The sequence below is a fragment of the Planococcus sp. MSAK28401 genome (assembly GCF_018283455.1).
Taxonomy (GTDB): domain Bacteria; phylum Bacillota; class Bacilli; order Bacillales_A; family Planococcaceae; genus Planococcus; species Planococcus alpniumensis.
On the sequence record NZ_JAAMTH010000001.1, the window covers coordinates 2498399 to 2518661 of the forward strand.

At 50.1% G+C, this 20263-nt stretch carries 15 protein-coding genes; 2 read left to right on the forward strand and 13 right to left on the reverse strand.

Annotation, left to right across the window (positions count from 1 at the left end):
* Positions 1 to 104: 104 nt before the first annotated feature.
* Both G3255_RS12740 and G3255_RS12745 read right to left on the reverse strand, forming a co-directional pair.
* Complete coding sequence (locus G3255_RS12740) at positions 105 to 4235, reverse strand: tetratricopeptide repeat protein (protein ID WP_211654807.1); 4131 nt, start codon at positions 4233 to 4235, stop codon at positions 105 to 107.
* A gap of 497 nt (positions 4236 to 4732) precedes the next feature.
* Entirely contained in the window at positions 4733 to 5695 is a 963-nt protein-coding gene (locus G3255_RS12745; protein ID WP_211655869.1) for a N(5)-(carboxyethyl)ornithine synthase, read from the reverse strand.
* 442 nt (positions 5696 to 6137) lie between these two features.
* Here G3255_RS12745 and G3255_RS12750 point away from each other — a divergent pair, with 442 nt between their 5' ends.
* Positions 6138 to 6743: an REP-associated tyrosine transposase gene (locus G3255_RS12750; RefSeq protein WP_211654808.1), complete on the forward strand. Its 606-nt coding sequence runs from the start codon at positions 6138 to 6140 to the stop codon at positions 6741 to 6743.
* A gap of 366 nt (positions 6744 to 7109) precedes the next feature.
* Here G3255_RS12750 and G3255_RS12755 read toward each other — a convergent pair whose 3' ends face one another.
* From G3255_RS12755 to G3255_RS12770, 4 genes are all read right to left on the reverse strand, one after another.
* Positions 7110 to 9377, reverse strand: coding sequence for a cell wall-binding repeat-containing protein (locus tag G3255_RS12755; RefSeq protein WP_211654809.1), 2268 nt, complete (start codon positions 9375 to 9377; stop codon positions 7110 to 7112).
* Positions 9378 to 9622: 245 nt separating this feature from the next.
* The gene (locus tag G3255_RS12760; protein ID WP_211654810.1) at positions 9623 to 9880 is read right to left on the reverse strand and encodes a hypothetical protein; all 258 of its coding nucleotides are present in this window, start codon (positions 9878 to 9880) and stop codon (positions 9623 to 9625) included.
* Positions 9881 to 10038: 158 nt separating this feature from the next.
* Positions 10039 to 10263, reverse strand: a complete 225-nt coding sequence (locus tag G3255_RS12765) for a hypothetical protein (RefSeq protein WP_211654811.1) — start codon at positions 10261 to 10263, stop codon at positions 10039 to 10041.
* Positions 10264 to 10597: 334 nt separating this feature from the next.
* A complete protein-coding gene (locus tag G3255_RS12770) occupies positions 10598 to 13138 on the reverse strand; it encodes an Ig-like domain-containing protein (protein ID WP_211654812.1) in 2541 nt (846 codons plus the stop codon).
* 530 nt (positions 13139 to 13668) lie between these two features.
* Here G3255_RS12770 and G3255_RS12775 point away from each other — a divergent pair.
* Positions 13669 to 14493 (forward strand): aldo/keto reductase, encoded by an 825-nt coding sequence (locus tag G3255_RS12775; RefSeq protein ID WP_349291437.1) that lies wholly within the window; start codon positions 13669 to 13671, stop codon positions 14491 to 14493.
* Between the two features lie 150 nt (positions 14494 to 14643).
* Here G3255_RS12775 and G3255_RS12780 read toward each other — a convergent pair whose 3' ends face one another.
* The 7 genes from G3255_RS12780 to G3255_RS12810 all read right to left on the reverse strand — a co-directional run bounded on the left by G3255_RS12780 (position 14644) and on the right by G3255_RS12810 (position 20262).
* The gene (locus G3255_RS12780) at positions 14644 to 15318 is read right to left on the reverse strand and encodes a hypothetical protein (protein WP_211654813.1); all 675 of its coding nucleotides are present in this window, start codon (positions 15316 to 15318) and stop codon (positions 14644 to 14646) included.
* A gap of 232 nt (positions 15319 to 15550) precedes the next feature.
* Positions 15551 to 15889, reverse strand: a complete 339-nt coding sequence (locus G3255_RS12785; RefSeq protein WP_211654814.1) for a winged helix-turn-helix transcriptional regulator — start codon at positions 15887 to 15889, stop codon at positions 15551 to 15553.
* Positions 15890 to 15947: 58 nt separating this feature from the next.
* Positions 15948 to 16772, reverse strand: coding sequence for a Cof-type HAD-IIB family hydrolase (locus G3255_RS12790; protein WP_211654815.1), 825 nt, complete (start codon positions 16770 to 16772; stop codon positions 15948 to 15950).
* Positions 16760 to 17389, reverse strand: coding sequence for a cyclase family protein (locus G3255_RS12795; protein WP_211654816.1), 630 nt, complete (start codon positions 17387 to 17389; stop codon positions 16760 to 16762). The genes G3255_RS12790 and G3255_RS12795 overlap by 13 nt, the downstream gene beginning before the upstream one ends.
* A 132-nt stretch (positions 17390 to 17521) precedes the next feature.
* Entirely contained in the window at positions 17522 to 18058 is a 537-nt protein-coding gene (hxlB, locus tag G3255_RS12800; RefSeq protein ID WP_211654817.1) for a 6-phospho-3-hexuloisomerase, read from the reverse strand.
* Positions 18059 to 18077: 19 nt separating this feature from the next.
* Positions 18078 to 18719: a 3-hexulose-6-phosphate synthase gene (hxlA, locus tag G3255_RS12805; RefSeq protein WP_211654818.1), complete on the reverse strand. Its 642-nt coding sequence runs from the start codon at positions 18717 to 18719 to the stop codon at positions 18078 to 18080.
* Between the two features lie 337 nt (positions 18720 to 19056).
* Entirely contained in the window at positions 19057 to 20262 is a 1206-nt protein-coding gene (locus G3255_RS12810) for a mannitol-1-phosphate 5-dehydrogenase (RefSeq protein ID WP_211654819.1), read from the reverse strand.
* Between the last annotated feature and the right edge of the window lies 1 nt (position 20263).

The following is a 20263-nucleotide window of genomic DNA, read 5'->3' on the forward strand; positions in this document are numbered from 1 at the left end:
AACGCCCCTTTCAGGTTTGTGGTCCGTGGCTCGTGATCCGTGCAGTCTTATTCTCCTACAGACTACCATAATCAAAACCGAATCACGAGAGACTATCTTCCTCTTTATGGACTAGAAAGCTCCACAAGAAATGAAGCAAATAGGTCCTCTTCCACTGCCATCTCCCAAATCGCGGAAGCCTCTTCCGTCTCGAGTAGTTCCTTTAGAATCGTCTTTGCGGCCAGTGGCTGATGGCGTGCAGCTTGTGCGCGGGCCAATTCATACTTCGCCGGCACAAAGCCTGGCATATCCGCAAGCAACGGCTCGACCATCTCTTTTGCCCGCTGCCCGTGGCGTTTCGTCGAATAGCTTGACGCCCGGGCGAGGATCAGCCATTCCGCGTAGTGCATTTCTTCCGGCAGGCTATCCTCCAATTCAATGCGCATTTCAGAATCCAGGGACTCCAAAGCATTCCATTTGCGAATATAAAGATCCGGATTGAATGGTTCCAGTGCAATGGCGGCATCCAATTTTTCAAGCGCTCCCGGAATATCCTCTTGAATTTCCAGCGCCTCGCCCCACCAAGCCAGCATTTCGGCATCAAGCGGCGTCGTTTTTTTGTAGGTTTCCAAGCGGTTCATGACGGACTCATAAAATTTCGGTTTTCCGCTTTCTTCCGCCAATTGAAGTTCGGCAAAAATCAGCATTCGCTGCGCTTCTCCAGGGGCTTTCGTTTTCGCGTATGGCTTTAATTCATCGACCGCTTCCTGTGCCATGCCGCGGTTTAAATAAAATTGCGCAAGTTGGATCGCTGGGTCTTCACGATCTGGTGCAAGCTTGGCTGCAGTTTCGCAAAGCGTGATGATAGTGCTGGCAAACATCAATCGTTTGCTGCGATGGCGCATGCGCTTGATGAATCCGGCTGGCGGATCTTCCTCCAGCTGTTCAAGCCGGTTCATCATCACACTGCCTGCCAATTCATAGGCAGTGGCCTGTGCATCTGCCGGCAACCATTTCTGCAAATTGCGCTTGAGGAAGGGAATCTTTCCGAGCTCTTCCAGTGTCAGCACGTATTCGCCGTACAATTCCTCTTCTTCAGGCGTTTCCACAAGCAGCTTCTTGAGCTCGTCCAGCGCACGTTTATGCTCGCCGTGGCGATTCAAAAATTGCACATATTGAAAACGGGAAGCAAAAGCACCCGGTTCTTTAACTGCCTGCAAAAATTGTGTCTCCGCCTTGTCCAATTCACCCGCTGCTTCTTGGACGTGGGCCTGTGCAGCATATAGCCATTCAGCCGGCACCTGGTCCTCGATTCGGTCGAGCAAGCGGTTTAATTTTTCTATCTCAGCTGGGCTTGCGGCCAATTCGGCCAAATCTGGCAAGACAGCGGATAAAGGTTCAGCTGCGATAAAATCCAGCGCTGCCGCAAATGCTTTTTGGTTTTTCCCACTCTCTCTATAGCAGCGCACTAACCCGCCCAGAGCCGGTGCATATCCAGCTTCCTGTCCAGCCGCCCGTTCATACAATGCAGTGGCCCTTGCGATCGCGCCACTCGTTTCGGCTAGCTGGCCTTGTTTGAAGAGAGCCAACGGGATATCTCCAGCCGCCTCGTAGAGATGTTTTGCAAAACGTGCATTCCCAGCCAATTCATGAAGTTCTGCTTCCAAACACAGAATCTGCGGGTCACCGGCTTTTCGCAACTCTTTCAATCCGGCGATGACCCTGTGCCGCAAACTCGGGGCAGCCCCAAACTCGCTATAGCGTTCAGCGAGCATGTACAACTCTTCCCCTTCAGCAAGCTTGAAGCCGTCTTCGATGATTTTCAATGCTTCCCCAGCAGATGCCAGATCCTCCGATTGTTCTAGGATCAAGTCAGCGGCACGCATCCGGTAGCCGGCATCTGCCCGTTCCATGTCTTGCTTTAAAAATGCTAATGCTTCGGTGCTGCGCTTTTGGCCGTATAAAGCTTGTGCGATGTGGACGGGTGTGAATAAATCTTTGGGATCTAATTCATAAGCACGCCTGTAAGCGGCCTCTGCTTGATCAAACTGCTCCTGCTCAATTGCGATATGGCCCAGATAAACATGAAGGATATCTTGATCCAATTTATTCTTTAAACCTTCTTCGATAATCTGTTGCGCCTCCACCCAGCGCTCTTTTTCCATGTACAGCTCGGCTATGCGCAAATAGGCAAAAGGCTGTTCCGAATCCAAAGCGAGTGCTTGGCGATAGCTGTCCAGTGCTTCTTCCGTTTTATCCAATGCCTGCAGGCAGCGGCCCATTTCATAGAGGAAGTAGCCATCGTCCGGATGAGTTTGGCTCAACTCCGTAAAGCGGCGGTAAGCCTGCTCGACAGCACCGTATTCATATTGGATGAGGGCGTGGGTAATTTGTGCGTACATGTCTTCCGGCAATTGGCCAATTGCGATTTTCGACCATTTATAAGCCTGGAAAATGCGCCCGCCTTCCAAATAGCAGCGCGCCAAATGGCTATAGGCGAGGGGCTGGTAATGGTCGAGTTCAATCGATCGTTTCACTAAAGGAATCGCTTGCTCCACTTTTCCTTCATTCATGGAAATGGCCGCTTTTAAAAACAATGCATACGGGCTTCTGGCATGTGCTGGTTCCCGCAAAGCGGACAACGCTTTTTGGCCTTGGTCTTTTTGGAAATATAGATGCGCTTCCAATAATTCCAATTCCGCATCGTGGGCATCGAACTCAGCTCTCAGCTGCTCCAACCATTGTTCGTGCCACTCGACGGACTTGCCGGCAAGCGCCATCGTCAATCCGATGGCCGCTGCATAGCGCTGTTCTTCGTGCTGCTCCAAAAAATCGACAAATTGCGGTTCATTGATCGGCTCGACATCAAGAAGCGCATAAATTTCCGTAAAGAACAGGTGATCTGCATCATTCAGTATTTCCAGCAATTCCTTACGGCCATCGTCCACAAACGCCATGCTCAGCGAATCCGTCATGCGGAACATTTTCGGCACTTCGTCGTAGGCAACGAGGAACGGGCCCAAATCATTCGGGTCTTGAATGACCAAAGCTTGCAAGCGGTCATCGTATCCAACCACGACCTGCACATGGGCGCTGTTTTCGATCATCATGCTGAGCAGCACGGGAACGCCGGCATCGATGAAAGTTTTATAGCGCTCAATCGTCCCTTTAAAGTAGCGGGCAGTAAAGCCGAGCGTCTCCATATAGGACATGGTCGTCTGCAATTTCGAACCCGTCACATCAAAGACGTGCGCAGCGATGTCGTCTTGCGTCGCCGGCTTGCCGAATGCTTGCAAAATCAACGATAGTGAGGCAGGGACACAATAATTAAGTTTCTGCACTTCGGGGGTCAACGAGAGTTTTTTATACTTGCCGTTCGGGTTGATCTCGACTTTGGTATAAAGACTGTCTTTCAATTCCTGGGGATGCTTGGCGACCCATTGCTGCAGTGCATCGAAGCGTTCCAATTCGTACAAGCAATGTGCTGTCAAATGAATAAACAGCTTTTTACGCGAATGATAAGGGTTCTGCTCGACCGCCGCTTCCATCTCAGCCAAGGCTTCTTCAAAACGGCCCAACTGATGCAATCTTCCAATCTGTTCCGTGTGGAAAGCATGGACTTTCGGGAACTCCTCAGCAGCCCCGATCAATAACTCCAGCGAACGGGCCGGGGCCCCACGCATCGCTAGTAGGTCTGCATACAAAAGGTGAATGCTTGTACTCCAACGGCTGTTCGTATCCGGAAGTGCCCGTACCAAAATGTTCTCTGCGCCGTCCCAGTCTCCGCTATGGAGAGCGAAAAATGCTTCCTGATCCGGTCGTGCACCGCCGAGCTCTTGCAGGCGTGCCAATTGCTCGGCAGCTTCCGGGATACGATTCAACTGGCAATAGACCTTCATCAATACATGATGCGCGTGTATCAATTCTTCGTCTTGATAACTATCGGCATGAATGCCTTGCAGCCGAGCGAGAATCTTCTCTTCCGCTTCCAGGCTGCGCCCATTTTCCATAAAACGCACGCAATGCCAGGCAAATGACCGCAACGTGCCAAAGCGTTTATAACTTGCCGTCGACAGTAAATTGCTATAGCCATATAAATCCGATTCATCCGCCATGCGGATCAAGCGATAGAATTCCTCTTCATTTGGGATACTTGTTAAAAACTCCTTTGCCGCTTTTAGCGATTTCTTCTTCCATAACTCCCCAATGACGCGAACCAAATCATCCGCTGTCTCAATGTGAACAGTCGCCATCATGTCTCTCTATCCCCTTTTTCATATAGTTTCTTCAAAATTTCAAACAGCAACTGCCTATCTTTTTGATTCTTGAGATTTTGCTTATTAAATTACATGGCGGGATGCGTGAGGGCTCCCGGTTTTGTCACTTGGCATCTTCGACATTTTTTTATGAAGGTCATTCAATAAATACAATACCCTGAAAATACAGCCGAATAAGATGCCAAAAGCCAGAATCCCACCCACTAGAGATCCCAGCATCAATAACAAATAACCCAAAATCGAGCTGAAAAATATAACCGAAAACAGTTTCATGTCATGCCTCCCTTGATTTCTTTGCCGTGAAGGAAGCTTTTTAGAAAAAATGATCAAAAAAATTTTATCACCACGACATAGATCAATTAACTTATTATATAGCGCGCCCCACTAGGTAGCAATGACTATTTTCTGAATGAATGTCCATAATAAAATCCGCCCATGTCAATGTGACAAAGGCGGATGATCGGTTTCTACTATTATTAAATTGCCATTCCACGCGCTTGGCGGAATTCGGTAATGCGCTGGTCTTTGATGATGCCGTCTTCGATGACAATGGCACGTTGAACCATTTCGGACATATGGCCTTCAAGCAATTCATCGAGCATTGGCGCAAAGCCGTTGCTGAGCACTTTCGTGATCGTATGCGGGAACATCGCCGGCGTGTTGTCGACGGCATAATGGATGACGCCGTCTACTGTGTAGACCGGGTTGTCGATCGTTGTCGGCGTCGAAGTCTCGATCTCGAGTTCCGGATCGCAGCTGACGTCAATGATCATCGCGCCTTTTTTTAAACGCTTCAAATCTTCACGGTAGATGATGCGGTCGGTGCGCGTCGTGTCCCACATGATGCAGTTGACAAGCACATCGTAATCCACCATCTTCTCGCGGAACAACGCTTCAGCGCGGCGGCCGTAAACATCCACATCCGCACCCAATCCGTGAAGGATGCGCATCGCGCCTTTAGCGGTATGGCCGTTGCCGAGAATCGCGACACGCGTCTCGTACGGCATCTTGCCACAATGCTGATAAGCCTGCAGCACAGCCGCTTCGCCTGCCACTTCACGGTTGCGATAGAAAATATAACGTCCGCCTTCAAATAACTCTTCCCAAGCGACGACCGTATGCTTGCCGGCAATGGCGCCGTCAGTGAACTTAACATCCTGGATCGCATGCGCCCAGCCGATCAACAACTTGCCGTCTTCCAATTGATCGAAATAATCCGCAAAACCCAGTTTCACATCGACAATCGCATCACAAGACAAGACCTCATCACGCGTGGCAATATTCACGCCCACCGCCCGATAATCCTCATCTGTCAGCCCCAGCACATCACCGTAGCCTTGCTCAAAATACAAGCGCTCCGGATGGGCCACCTGCTTCACATCTGCCGGCAAAATCGCCCGCCGCTTCTCGTTATTCTTGCGGCTAATTACAAATCCCATCGTCTTCAAAATTCATTCCTCCATTTTCTCTCGGCAAAGCCGTTATTCTCATATTATCATGAAAACCCTTTCAACGCCGTATTCTGACAGTGGTGTTTTTTGGGGGCGCCGGGAATGTCCGTTTTCTCTGGTGTGTCCCTGTGCACCACACAATTCGACATACTCGCATGCTTGCTGTGTAGAGGTTTTGAGGCTGTAGTTTTTGGTTTTGTCCCTGTGCATCACACAATTCTGTATACTATTTTTCACCCGTCGATTATACTGAACGAGATTACATTTTCTAAAAGAAAGAAGGGATTTTTATAAGCACATTTTTTATTCCTCCGTCTCCAGTTTCCTTATTCCCCAGCAGTTCTTCAGCCTCTACCCGAAACGCCCCGATTCCCGAACATCCTTACTGCCACCAACTTTCCAGCACCTCCCGAACGGACGGTGGCAACTCATGACGAGAAGACGCGAGTTCAACCCCGATTCCTATTACCACGTCATCATGCGCGGCAACAACCGGCAGCCCATTTTCAGCACAAAAGAAGATATGAACGAATTAAAACGCGCCTTTTTATACACCCACGAGCGCTATCCGTTCACCATTCTCGCCTGGTGTTTCATGACCAACCATTATCATATTTTGATTAAACCGAAAGAGGATTCGCTCAGCAAAATTATGAGCATGATCAACCGCCGCTATAGCTACTCCTACAGCAAGCGCTACAATCATGTCGGGCGCATCTATCAAAAGCGCTTTTTCGCGAAGGAAATCGCTTCGGCGCATGGCTTATTGGTCGTCAGCAGCTACATCCACCGAAACCCCATTCAGACATCCACGCCACTGGTCGCGCGCCTTGCGCATTATCCGTATAGCTCGTTTCCGTATTATTGGGACGAAGATCTGCCAGCTCCTCCGTTTTTAGATCGCTACTTTCTCTCCACGCTGATGCCATTTCCTCACGAAAAAACGAACGCGGCTTATTGCCAATATTGCTTGAAGTATCGACAGAAAGTGGAAGAAGACATGAAGACAGAAGAGCTTGAAGCGCCTGAAATATAGGGTGTGAGTGACAATGTGTCCCTGTGCACCACACAATTTTGGTGTCGTTCTTTCTCGGAATACCAGGCGCCGCGGGGGCTCGGTGAATTTCTTTTTCTGATGCGTCCCTGTGCGCCACACAATTTAAAGAAGCATCCAACCGTTTTCACGGTTGGATGCTTCTTTTTTCTGCTGAATTGTGTCTTGCACAGGGACAAGTGAGCAACGGAATACCGCTACGGCACGATTCTCCCCTCGTGAATTGTGTCTTGCACAGGGACAACACCTAAATCCGCTCGAATTGTGTGGTGCACAGGGGCGATCAAGTACCGAAACCCCGCCACCACAACATTCCTGCTCCGAGAATTGTGTGGTGCACAGGGACAACTACTGCTGCTTCCCAAGCATTCCTTTTACGTCTTCCGAAACCGCGCCCGTTCCTCCGAATATCGAGAAGCCGCGATATGTCGGCAGCTGTTGTTCGGTCGCAGGCGGGATTTTATCAGGGCGCACGAGTAGAATCGGCGCGTCGTTTTTCGCTGCTAAAACCGATCCCGTCAAGGCATCCGGGAAGTTCAAGCCCGTGGCGATAAATGCACGGCTATCGCCGAGTGCAAGCTGTGTTACCACTTCGTAGCCTGTGTCATAGCGCGTTTTGCCGCCGAAGCGTTCCGGATTCGGCAAGCGGCCGAATACGTCGTCACTCACCGCACCGATTCCGCCGATGACATAGCTGGAGGTGTAGTTTTCAAGAGCATCCGCCGTTTCTTTCGGCAACGCCTTGCTGCGCGTTAACAGGATCGGGATGCCGTTTTTCGCGGCATATGGCGACACCGACAAGACGTCCGGGAAGTTCAAGCCGCTTGCAACGACGGCACGGTTAGCGTCCATTTTCTCTGCAATCAAAGCCGCTGTCTCGTAGCGTGTTTTGCCGCCGATGCGTTCGGTCGCAAGGTTCATTCCAGCCAGTTCCGTTTTGACCGCATTCGACACAGCCCCGCTGCCGCCTAGAATAATCGCCTTGTCGGCGCCCAGACGTTGGATTTCTTTGCGTGTGTCGGCATGAAGTTCAGCGGAACGGGTCAATAAAATTGGCGCATCTTCTAGATAAGCAAGCGGCCCTCCGGCCAAAGCGTCCGGAAAATCAGCGGCAGTGGCGATGACCACTGTATCAGCCGACTCCCAGCCGGTTTGTGAAATCGCGATTGCGGTCTGGTAGCGGTCGATTCCGGAAATGCGCCCTGGGAGTTTCTCAGGTTGTGTTTCTTTCACGGTGATTTCCAGCGCTTCGCTTTGATTGCCGTAGCGATCGCGAACCGTCAAGGACAATACGCTGCCGGCTGCTTGCTTCGGAATGGCCACGCTGAACTTGCCCGCTCCCGCATAGCCTTCTGTACGCGCGATTTCACCATTTTCATTTTCCACAGTAATCACGGCGTCTTCCACCGCTTGATCCAAAGTGCCGGTAATTTCCACCGAGCTATCGTAGACATCGCTGACAGCCGGCTGTGCGATGTCAAAAATCATCAACGCCGCTTCTGCATCGATGCGCCCGTGGCCGAAATATGGATCTTTCCCGGCTGCGCCGAGATCGATCGAAGTATCATACAGACGCTGTGCGATCTCTTCATTCGATAAATCAGGCTCGTTCGCTTTCACGAGCGCAGCAATTCCTGCCACGACTGGACTCGCCATCGAAGTCCCGCTCATCGAAGCGAAGCTGCCCCCGGCGATCGTCGACCAAATGCCGGTGCCGGGTGCTGAGATATCCTGGTCGGCTCCGTAATTTGAGAAACTTGAAAACCGATCGGCGCGGTCCGTCGACCCAACCGCCATGACGTTTTCGTAACCCGATGGATAATGCGTATCGTCTGTAAAATCATTTCCGGAAGATGCAATCACCATCGTGCCGCGTTCATGCGCATAATCAATTGCCGCCTGATAAGGTTCGCTCCAATAATAATTTCCGAGGCTCATATTGATGATGTCGGCTCCTGCGTCTGCCGCGTAATAGATGCCTTCAATCACGTCCGAAGTATAAGCCAACTCATCTTCAAACACATCAATGGCCAGCAAACCGGCTCCCGGTGCAACGCCTGTGCCGTATGTCCGGTTATTATGCGCAGCGCCAATGATGCCCGCAACATGCGTGCCATGATCGTCTTCGCTCATGCTCGTGGCAGTGGTATAAGAACTTACGATTTGGCCTTTCAAATCGGGATGATCCAAATCAAACCCATTATCGAGCACGGCGACCAACACATCCGTCGTCCCCATCGTTCTCGTCCAAGCCAGTTCCGACCCGATCAATCCGTGATGGTACTGGAAGGAATAATACGGATCGTTCGGCACCGCCGTCGTTTTGAGCAAATGGTCTGGCTCGACCTTCGTGACGCCGGCTGTGCTGCCGAGTTGTTCTATGTAATCTTCCATGCTTTGCCCTTCCGGCACCTCGACCGTCACGACTTCATTCGCTGTGTTGATGTTCAAGGCATCGATGTTTTCTCCTGTCAGCGCCTGGCTGCTGGTTCCTTTTTCAAGTGTGACGATGACACGATCAGTCTGATTGCCTTCATCCGCTGACGCCAATCCCGCGGCCTGAAACACCGCCGCTCCCGTAAGCAACATAATTCCGAATTTCTTGGATGTATTCAAATTGTTGACCCCTTTCGCCTGTTCTCCGTGGCTGGTAAATTCCCGCTTATTGTAACATCATTATTTTCCAATTAATAGTAATTCACTTTCTTATTTGGCAATCATTTCTTTTCTAAATCGCCTGAAGCAAGTCAAATTGTGTGGCGCACAGGGACGCCAAAGCATTCCGCGCATCAAAAAACCGCATCCCCGCGCCTTTTCGGCAATGGGGATGCGGTTGGAATTGTGTGGTGCACAGGGACAGTTTACACCGCCTGCTCTTGCTTTTTCCACCGGTAATAATTATATCCAGCATCAAACAACACCGTTAGCACAAACACCACCGCGACAACCTGCAGCTGCGTTTCGGTAAAGACCTCCAGCTGATAGATCACGCCATACATCAGCAGCATAAATGGGATTCCCCATAACGCGCGAATAAATCTTCTTCTATAAGAAAGCCTTTGATAAAACAGCACAAACCCTTTATCTTTTTTCTCCTTGTCCTTCAAAATGAATTTCATGACAATGTTCACCACGATCACAATGATCAATGGAACGATTAAGTAGCCGAATATACCGATCTTCTCTTGTAAATTGTGTGATGCACAGGGACACACCAACAGTAAAACCTTGCCACAACAGCATTTCAGTCCAGCAAATTGTGTGGCGCACAGGGACATCACGAACCCATCCGGCGAACCCCGAACACCAGTCCAGCCACACCACCAATCACAGCTCCCACATACGCCGCCAGCTCATATCCTTCGAGCCCGAGATGCTCATGAATGTCCAATCCGCCCAAAAACGTACCGCCGATGACCAGTCCGAGAAAAGCGCCAATCAAGACCCCAGTAAACAATCCGATCAAAGCTCCTGCAAGTTTCGACGCGCCTCCATGTTTCATGGCCGTTTCCTCCTTATCCATTTTATCCCTTTCCCCGTATCTTCTCCACACACCTTCGGATTCCTCTTCTTATCTAGCCGTGACCTCTGATACAACCGATTCTGTGACTTAAATAAAGATGGATTACCCTGACTATTCTCTTTTGTCTGGCGCACCCGAAAAAAATACCTTCCCTAACCAAAAACCGTATTTCCACGCTTTTTCAGCAGTGGAAATACGGCTTGAATTGTGTGGCGCACAGGGACGCTCGCTCACGCCGTGAATCAATAAACCGCATCCCGCCGCCTTTTTGGCAGCGGACATGCGTTTGGAATTGTGTGGCGCACAGGGACAATCAATCTTCCAATTCTTTATCCAATAAACCTTTCACCTTATCTGACACCGCGCCCGTTCCGCCGAAGATCGTGAAATCGTCGTAATTCGGCAATAGTTCATTCGTCGCTTCCGGGATTCTATCAGGAAGAACCAGGAGGATCGGGGAATCATTTTTTGCTGCCAAAACAGAACCGGTTAACGCGTCCGGGAAATCTAGCCCCGTAGCAATATAGGCTTTATCGGTTTCAATCATTAGTCGCGTAGCGATTTCATTGCCTGTCTCATAGCGGTTTTTGCCGCCATAACGGGTTGGATCCGGCAATTCATCGAAAACATCTTCATTTACTGCTCCAATTCCACCGATAACTTGAGTAGAAGTCACGTCTTCCAACGCTTGTTCCGTCTCAGCGGGCAAACGGTCTGCGCGTGTTAAGAGAATCGGTACGCCGTTTTTCGCCGCATATGGAGAAGCTGACAACACATCGGGGAAGTTCAAGCCGCTTACCACTACCGCTTCATCGGATTGCAATTCTTCAGAAATCAAAGTCGCCGTTTCGTAACGCGTTTTGCCTCCAATTCGGTCAATCGCTAAATCCATGCCTCTTAGCTCCGCTTCAACGTTTGCAGAAATGGCTCCTGTGCCTCCGAGAATGATAACTTTCTTAGCTCCCAAGCGTTCAATTTCTTCTCTCGTTTCAGTCCCTAATTTATTATTGATCGTCAAGAGCATCGGTGCATCTTCCTGATAGGCAATCGGGCCGCCAGCGAGTGCATCCGGGAAGTTACGTGACGTTGCCAGGACTACTGTATCGGCTGAATCCCAGCCTTTTTGAGAAATCGCAATTGCCGTCAAGTAACGATTAATTCCTGAAATCCGGTCGGTCACTTCCGCTTCGACCTTAACGACTGTCGTGGTCGCTTCGTCACTTTCATTCCCCGCGTCATCAATCGCAATCGCCGTCAGCACCGTGTCGCCATCTTGCGCGTCAATCGGCAAAGTGAACGATCCGTCACTGCCGGCTTCGCCTCTCGCCAATTCTTCGGAGCCGGCCCAAATGACGACCGTGCTTCCCGCTTCAGCCGTTCCGCTGACGCTTGTCGATTTGCTGGTCACTTGATCGAGCACCGGCGCATCCGGAGCTGTCACATCTTCCACAGTGACGACGGTCTCGTCGCTCGTGTTGCCATCTTCATCTTCCAGCACCACCGTGATATCCGTTCCAGCTTCTTGCTCCGGAATTTCCACAGCGAAGTTGCCGTCTTCATCCACCACGCCTGTATACGATCCGTCTGGTGTCGTAACGATGACTTCTGCCCCCGGCTCACCGGATCCTGTCACTTCTGTCGCGCCTTCCTCTACACCATCGACATCCGGCGCATTCGGTGCGGTCGTATCTTCAACGGTAATGACGACAGCTTCACTGGTGAGCCCCGCGTCATCCGTCAAAAAGACGCCGAGTTCCGTGCCGCCCGGCTGTTCCGCAATGTCCACTTCAAAATTGCCGGACCCGTCCACCGTGCCGCTGCCGATCACTTCATCTTCTTTGGTCACCGTCACTTCAGTTCCCGGCTCACCGGTTCCCGTGACGGATGTATCCCGGTCGGTCACACCGTCCACATCCGGCGTTTCAGGTGCTGTCACATCACTCACCGTCACTTCCAACGCTTCGCCTACAGGATCTCTAGAAGAAGTATACGCTTGGACCGTCAACACAGTTCCCGCTTGTTGCTGAGGGATGTCGACGGAGTAGGGGCTATTGGCGTCGCTGTCGACTGTGCCGCTGCCGATTTCTTCATCGCCGTCAAATACCCGGATTTCTGTCGCGGAACCTCGCTTCTTGATTCCTTCAACGACTGTATCCTGATCCGTCACCGTGCCTACGGACAAATCAGTGTTCTCCAAGTTGTATAAGGAAGCTTGGGCGCCTTCATCCGTCAGTACGAACACATCGACCAGAGGAGAAGATGTCGCAGCTCCGAAGAACTCCAGTTCACCCGAATCGCTCACCGGCAAGTCTTCGCCCAGCGCGTTCAAATCAATCACCAGCTCAGCGCTTAACGTAGACGCGACGCTCAAGTTGAGAGCCTCAAAACTCGTGCCCGTGATGAGCCCGGTGGATGGATCGACATCCAAATCATCCCCGCTGATCGTGCCGCTATTCACAGGAATCAAGCCAAGTAAGAGCCGTTGTTCATACTCGATCTGTGCTGCGTCCTGGAAATTCGGCAGCGCTAAAATCTCCTGGAATGCTTCCGGGAGCTGGAAATTATAATATTGTTCGTTAAGCGCCCCGACATTCAGCAGCACTTCCCCATCAATGTCCAAGGTCAACACGCCGGTCGTCGAATTATAATCCGCCCGCAAGCCTTGGTCTTCAAGCAAGGAAATGTCCGCCAGTCCCGCTGCTTGTGCGGAGTTTTGTTGAAGCGAAATACCGTTTTTGCCGGTACTGAGCTCAGCCGACAGCGGCGACATCGCCAACACCCCTGCCATCAGTGCCACCGAAAATAGTTTCGACCTGCCATTCAACGTTAATTTCTTTCCAGAATAACTCTTCATTCATCTTCCTCCTCTTTTTTTGGTTAGCCAAAAATCAAGTTATGGTTGAACGAGTAAATTATTTCCTTTTTAAATTAAAGCCTCCTTTTTTTACTATATTTAACATAAAGGCATTAATAACTGAATATTAACACATTTATCCTTTTCCGCAATTAATAACCCAGGTGCCAAAAAGCCTCGAGCTGCAGTGATTTCTGTTAACAAAAAATAATACAGAATTTTCTATTAATAATTATTGCTAGAACCGCAAATAAACATCAAATCAAAATGAAATACAGGTCATAAGTTTGTAGCATTTGAAATTTTTGACACCTAATAGTAAAAATAACCATTTTTCAACTCGCCGCACGAATAGCTCATTAAATTGTGTGGCGCACAGGGACAAGCGCTCACCAAATCCCCTCTACGACAACAATCTCTCCACTCAAATTGTGCCGTGCACAGGGACACAAACAAAAAAGCTTAGACCCTCTAATTTTAGGGTATTCTAAAGATTGTTGTGATAAAAACACGAAAAGGAGAAATGTCCCGTGAATCATGTAACATTAAATAATAAACTCGAAATGCCCCAACTAGGATTCGGTGTATGGCAAGTCGACAGCGATCAAGCCGCTGAGGCCGTAACGACTGCACTGAAAACTGGTTATACATCTATTGATACAGCCATGATCTATAAAAACGAAGAAGGCGTCGGACAGGCGTTGAAAGAAACAACTGTCCCGCGTGAAGATTTGTTCATCACCACAAAAGTGTGGAACTCTGACCAAGGCTACGACAGCACTTTGCGCGCATTCGACGAAAGCCTTAAGCGCCTTGGCCTCGATTACGTGGACCTCTACCTTATCCACTGGCCGACACCTGAATTCGACAATTACGTCGAGACGTATAAAGCGATGGAAAAACTATACAAAGACGGCCGCGTCAAAGCGATCGGCGTCTGCAACTTCCAACCTGAACATCTGCAACGCTTGTTGGATGAATGCGACGTACCGCCGGTGCTAAACCAAATTGAATGCCATCCGTACTTGGCACAAAATGACGTAAAAGAATTCTGTGCGCAGCATGATATTTTCGTTGAAGCATGGAGCCCGCTTGACCAGGGGGGCGAAGTACTGAAAGACGAAGTGATTCAACAAATCGCTGAAGCACACAAAAAATCACCAGCTCAAATCGTCTTGCGCTGGCACCTGCAAAACAACACAATCGTCATCCCGAAATCTGTCACGCCGTCCCGCATTGAAGAAAACTTCAACGTCTTCGATTTCGAATTAAGCGAAGAGGACATGAACCAAATCAACGGGTTGGACAAAAACCGCCGCAAAGGCGCCCACCCGAACGAAATGAACGTCCGTTAATATCTCCATAAGAAAAGCCCGTTCCTTCCCTGGAACGGGCTTTTTTTGTTTGAATTGTGTGGTGCACAGGGACGAACGGGCGCACAAATACCGCCGCAACAGGATTTCCGGCCGGCAAATTGTTTGGTGCACAGGGACGTATTTAAACCATCACCGACCTCTTACTTTATTAACAGTATCCTGTGCTTCCTCATAGCTGATAGACAGCTCTTCTGCTGCCTCCCTTACAAACTTCTCCTCATCAAAGAACTCTTCTGGATCTACACTGGCACGCTCGTCTAGTACCTTATCTAGTATAAAATAATACACGTCACGTTCTTCCTTAGTAGGATACGTGCCTTCTTCATAGTCGGCGGGAATTTGACCACTCCTTACTGAACCCAGCTCAATGACAAGTTCGTGGTTCGAGTAATCACCCGCTTCCACCTCACTTGATCGCGCCCAATTCCCATAGGGAGAATGTTGGCCCTCTGCGAACGTCCGAAGTTCATCTATGGACCGCTCATCATCAATAACGTTAATCAAAACAGAATTGTACGGCCCGTCATCCTCAGCCTCATCGACTGCATCGGTAATCAATAATTCAATCTGTTCTTCAGAAATAAAAATATCGTCAGGGAGCACCCAGTAATCCCGGCGTATAATTCCCGCATCTTCAAAAACGTCCATTTCTACAATGCTGTATTCAGGGACTTCCAGCTCTTCCGATTCAGTAACTTGCTCACTTGTATTTGCAGACTCAGTCGCCTCTTGTTCTGCCTTTTCTTCACTGCACCCTGCTAAAAGTACAGCCGTTGCCATCAATCCAATATGCCATTTCTTCATCTATCGAACCTCCAATAACTTTACAACTGCTCAACACAACTTCCAAAATGTTCCTACAAGCAACCCTCGTACGATTATCAAGCAACTTCTAGATCTATGCAAATATTTTTTGAAATTGTGTGGTGCACAGGGACGCAAGCAAACCCCCAAAACAAAAAAACCGCATCCCAGCGCCTTTTCGGCTGCCAGAATACGGTTGGAATTGTGTGGTGCACAGGGACAGCACCAACAACTACTCTTTCAAATTCCGCTCCATATACCCCTTGCCCCAGTCATACATCGAGTCGAGAATCGGCATCAAGCTCTCGCCTTGCTCCGTCAGCGAATACTCCACTTTTGGCGGCACCACCGGATACACTTCGCGGTGGACGATCAAGTGATCTTCAAGTTCACGCAGTTGGTTGACCAACATACGCTGGGTGATGCCCGGCATGAGTTTTTTCAACTCGCCGAAGCGCTTCGTGCCGGATTTCCCTAAATGCCACAACACGAGCATCTTCCACTTTCCGCCGATGATGGAAAGGGTCAATTCTTTTTCGCAATTAAATGTCTTCTCTCCCAAATTGGGCATTCATTTTCCCTCCATCGTTCACGCATTTCATTATTATCCGTCTACTGAAACCCATAGCTCACTGTGCCGAATCAACCGATGCTGTCCGCGGTTCCAAAATGAATTTATTGAGTACATGCAGCACGCCTTCTTCGTTGTTCGACAAACTGATGTAGTCCGCGAGCTCTTTTAATTCGTCGACGGCATTGCCCATGGCGATGCCAAATCCGGCTGCTTTTACGAGGTCCGCATCGTTATGGTTGTCGCCGATGCCGATGACTTGTGAGCGGTCGATGCCGAGCTCTTCGGCCAAGAAGTTCAAGGCGCTGCCTTTATTCGCTTCCGGATGTGTCACTTCGAGGTAGCGCAATTTGGATTTCTCGATGCACGCTTCATCGCCGAGCATGGTCTGCAATTCTTTCTGCACCGGCGCGAGTGCTTCCGGTTCGTCGATAAACAGCAATTTCATGAAGCCGTTTTTCGCGAGCTTAAGGAGATCCGGTTCGATTTCATAGCCGACGCCGACTTCTTCGGAATACGCTCTGACTTGTTCGTTATCAACGGCGCTGTAGAGCACATCGTCTTGATACACTTGGATATGCATTTGCTTCTCCGCTGCCAAATGAATGCATTTTTGCGCGATCTCGAACGGCACGACGCGCTCACGCAGCACTTCTCCGCTCATCGCCGATTTGATCATCGCCCCTTGGTACGTGATCATTGGTGCATCGAGGCCCAACTCCAAGGCAATGCGCTGTGCGGACGGATACATTCTTCCCGTCGCAATCGTCACCACCACCCCAAGTTCCATCGATTGCCGAATTGCTGCCATCGTATCCTCTGTCACCGTCAACTCATCGTTCAGTAATGTTCCATCTAAATCAATTGCGATCATTTTATACATAAGCTCGCTCCTTCAAATAATAAGACTCTTGCGGGTGAGGCATCCGTGCCGATTAACTTCAATGGCGCCGCGACCATATAATAGTCGCCTTGTGCGACATCCTTCAACCGCAAACCTTCTATAATAATGATGTTGTTCTTGAATAAAGTTTTATGTGTTGGATGGCCTTCCTGGCTTCTCTCAATGCCAAGCGCATCGGTGCCGATGCCGCGGACACCGATTTCGGCCAAACAATTCGCTCCGTCCTGCGCCAAATACACAAACTCAAAATTAAAATGGTCGTCAAACGAATTTTGTGTTTTCAGCAGAACGAAATCATTTTTATCGATTTCAAAGCCTTCCAAATCCGCGCGTGAAATTCCGCCTGTCACCTTGGTCAAATCGACCACTTTGCAATCACCGACCAAACGCTCCAGCGGAATCGATTCAAAGGTCTCGCCGCCCGGCAGCATATGCAACGGCGCGTCAATATGCGTTCCGGTATGAACGTCCAGCTCCAACCGCGTTTCTGTTACATAGCCATCGGTTCCTTGATGGAACTTTGGCTGTTTTTCCGCCGTGTCCTTATAGACGGCCATGCCTTCAAAAATAGCACCCGTCACGTCATGTATTTTCATCAGATCATCCTTTCGCACTGTCCTCTATTCTATCAATTTTGCACCTCTGCGAGCGAGTTGTCCAATAGGTAAGCTTGGCATAAAAAATAAGCTTGAGACGGAATCGCTTCCAGACCCAAGCTTACTTCTCTGCTATTCCAAATTGGCGTGTGTGCCGAACATCGCATCGGCTGTAATGTCTTGCTGCTCCATATACGCCAAGACGAGCGCGTCGTACACCACCAATAGCGATTGCTCGAACAACGAACCCATTGGTTGGATGGATTTGCCGCTCGCGCCTTCCGCTTTGGCTTGCGCCGGAATGGTGAGGTGAAGATCGGCAAGCTTGCCGATCGACGATGCCGGATTAGTTGTCACGGCCGCGACCGTTGCGCCGATTGTTTTGGCTTTCTCCGTCATCGCAAGCAAACTGCCCGTTTCGCCGGAGCCCGAGCCGACGATGAACAAATCCTCTTCCTCCAAACTCGGGGTCACCGTTTCGCCGACGACATAGGCGTTCAAGCCCATATGCACCATGCGCATGACGAACGCTTTTGCCATGAACCCCGAGCGACCGCCGCCTGCGACGAAAATCTTGTCGGCTTGCCCCATCGCAGTAACCAACCGGGAAGCTTCCGCATCACTCACTTGCCCGACTGTATGCGCAAGTTCGGCTGAAATTTCATTCATGAATCCAGAAGCGTTCAATTTAAACCGTCACACTTTCGTTCATCAGCGCTTTGATTTTCGCCGCTTCTGATTGCTTATCGTCTTTAGACGTGATGCCGCCCCCGACGATAATCAAATCCGGCTGCGCTTTGATCACTTCCGGCAAAGTTTCAAGTTTAATGCCCCCAGCAATCGCCGTTTGCGCATTTTTCACGACGCTTTTGATGGTGCGCAAGTCTGCGAATGAATCTTTGCCTTCTGCCTGCAAATCATAGCCCGTGTGGACGCAAATATAATCCGCTCCCAGCACGTCCAGTTCAGCGGCACGTGTTTCGATGTCTTTCACAGCAATCATATCGACCAGGATCTTCTTGCCAAGTTTCTTCGCTTCTTCCACCGCGCCTTTAATCGACGAATCTTCCGCCTGCGCAAGAATCGTCACGATGTCCGCTCCAGCAGCCGCAGCATTGCCGACTTCATAAGCCGCCGCATCCATGATTTTCACATCTGCCAATACTTCCAAGTGCGGAAACGCCTCTTTCACTTCGCGTACGGCTTTCAATCCTTCTTTATTAATGACTGGTGTGCCCAGTTCCACGATATCGATCGACCCTTCAACTTCTTTGATCAATTCGATGGCTTGTGGAATATCTACTAAATCCAATGCTAGTTGTAATTTCATCTATGTGTAGCTCCTCATATGCGTATTTTGATGCTCCCCAAGTGTAAGTCCTGCCCTGCATCTTGGGAAGTACGCACTTTAACCGCACATACAGACAAAAAGTATACCGTCACGTGTGAAATTGTGTGGTGCACAGGGACGAACGGACAATCAAATGCCGCTGCGACGGGGTTTCGGCCCGTCAAATTGTGTGGTGCACAGGGACAAGCAAGAATACTCCCCGTCGAAATTGTGTGGCGCACAGGGACGCAAACCACCATCCTCAACACAAAAACCGCATCCCGGCGCCATTTCGGCCACCGGGATGCGGTTTGAATTGTGTGGTGCACAGGGACAACTACTTCTTCATCGCCCCATACTGGCGCACAACTTCTTTCGCCAGTTCGCTGTCGGCTTCGAGTCCGCTGACTTCTGTCAATACGCGCTCCGGCCCGCCTTGTGCGATCATTTCCTGGATTTTCACCGCTTCTTCGTCTTCTGCATAATCGAACAACAACGCTGCCGCGATCGCTTTCGCGAGATGCGAATACGCTAATCCTGCTTTTTGCGCTTGCACGGCCGGGCGCACGAGGCGGTCTTCCGGCCCGAGTTTGCGGATCGGCGCGCGGCCGACGCGCGTGACGCCGTCGTTCAAATAGCTGTTTTTAAAGCGTTCGATGTTTTTATCGATATACGCGAGGTGTTCGTTTTCGTCCAAGCCGTATTGTTTCACGAGGTACGCCCCGGTCTCTTTCAAGGTTTCCCGCACTTCCTGCTCGATTTTCGGATCATCCAAAGTTTCATCAATCGTCGTTTTGCCCGCGAGATAGCCGTAATACGCGATAACCGCATGCCCCGTATTGACCGTGAACAGCTTGCGTTCGATAAACGGCGCCAAGTCGTCGACAATCGTCATGCCGGAAACGTGAGGAATGTCTTCAGTCGTCTCGACAACCCATTCGTAATATGGCTCGACCAAGACATCAAGCGAATGGCCTTCCTGGATCGGTACGATGCGGTCGACTGCCGAATTAAAGAAATACACTTTCCCCGCGAGATCCGCTTTCGCTTCGTCGCTCAAATGGCTTAAAATATGCCCTTTCAAAATATCGGTCGCGCCGATCTGGTTTTCACAGGCAATGATGTATAATTTTTCCGAACCCGCGCTCATGTCCGTCGCCACATCCAAATCAGACGCCGGCACCAAATCCGGTCCCGTCGCCAAATTGCCTTTGACGCGCGCTTCGATTCCACGCGCGATCAACGGCGCGATGCGCGGCAAGATGTTCGGCCCGATCGCCGTCGTCAAATACGTCGCTTCCATGATCTTCGCAATGACTGCGTCTTCGTCTTTCATATTATTAATCCCCGACACATTCTCCACCAAGACGCTCTCTTCTCTCTCCTGCGCCATGTTGACGCGGTACTGGCCTTGTTCGTTCAACCCGTCGATGACTTGTTCCGCCACATCGACGAAACTCACGTGATAGCCGGATTCCGAGAACAACGCCCCGATAAACCCTCTGCCGATATTTCCTGCTCCAAAATGGATCGCTTGTTTCATT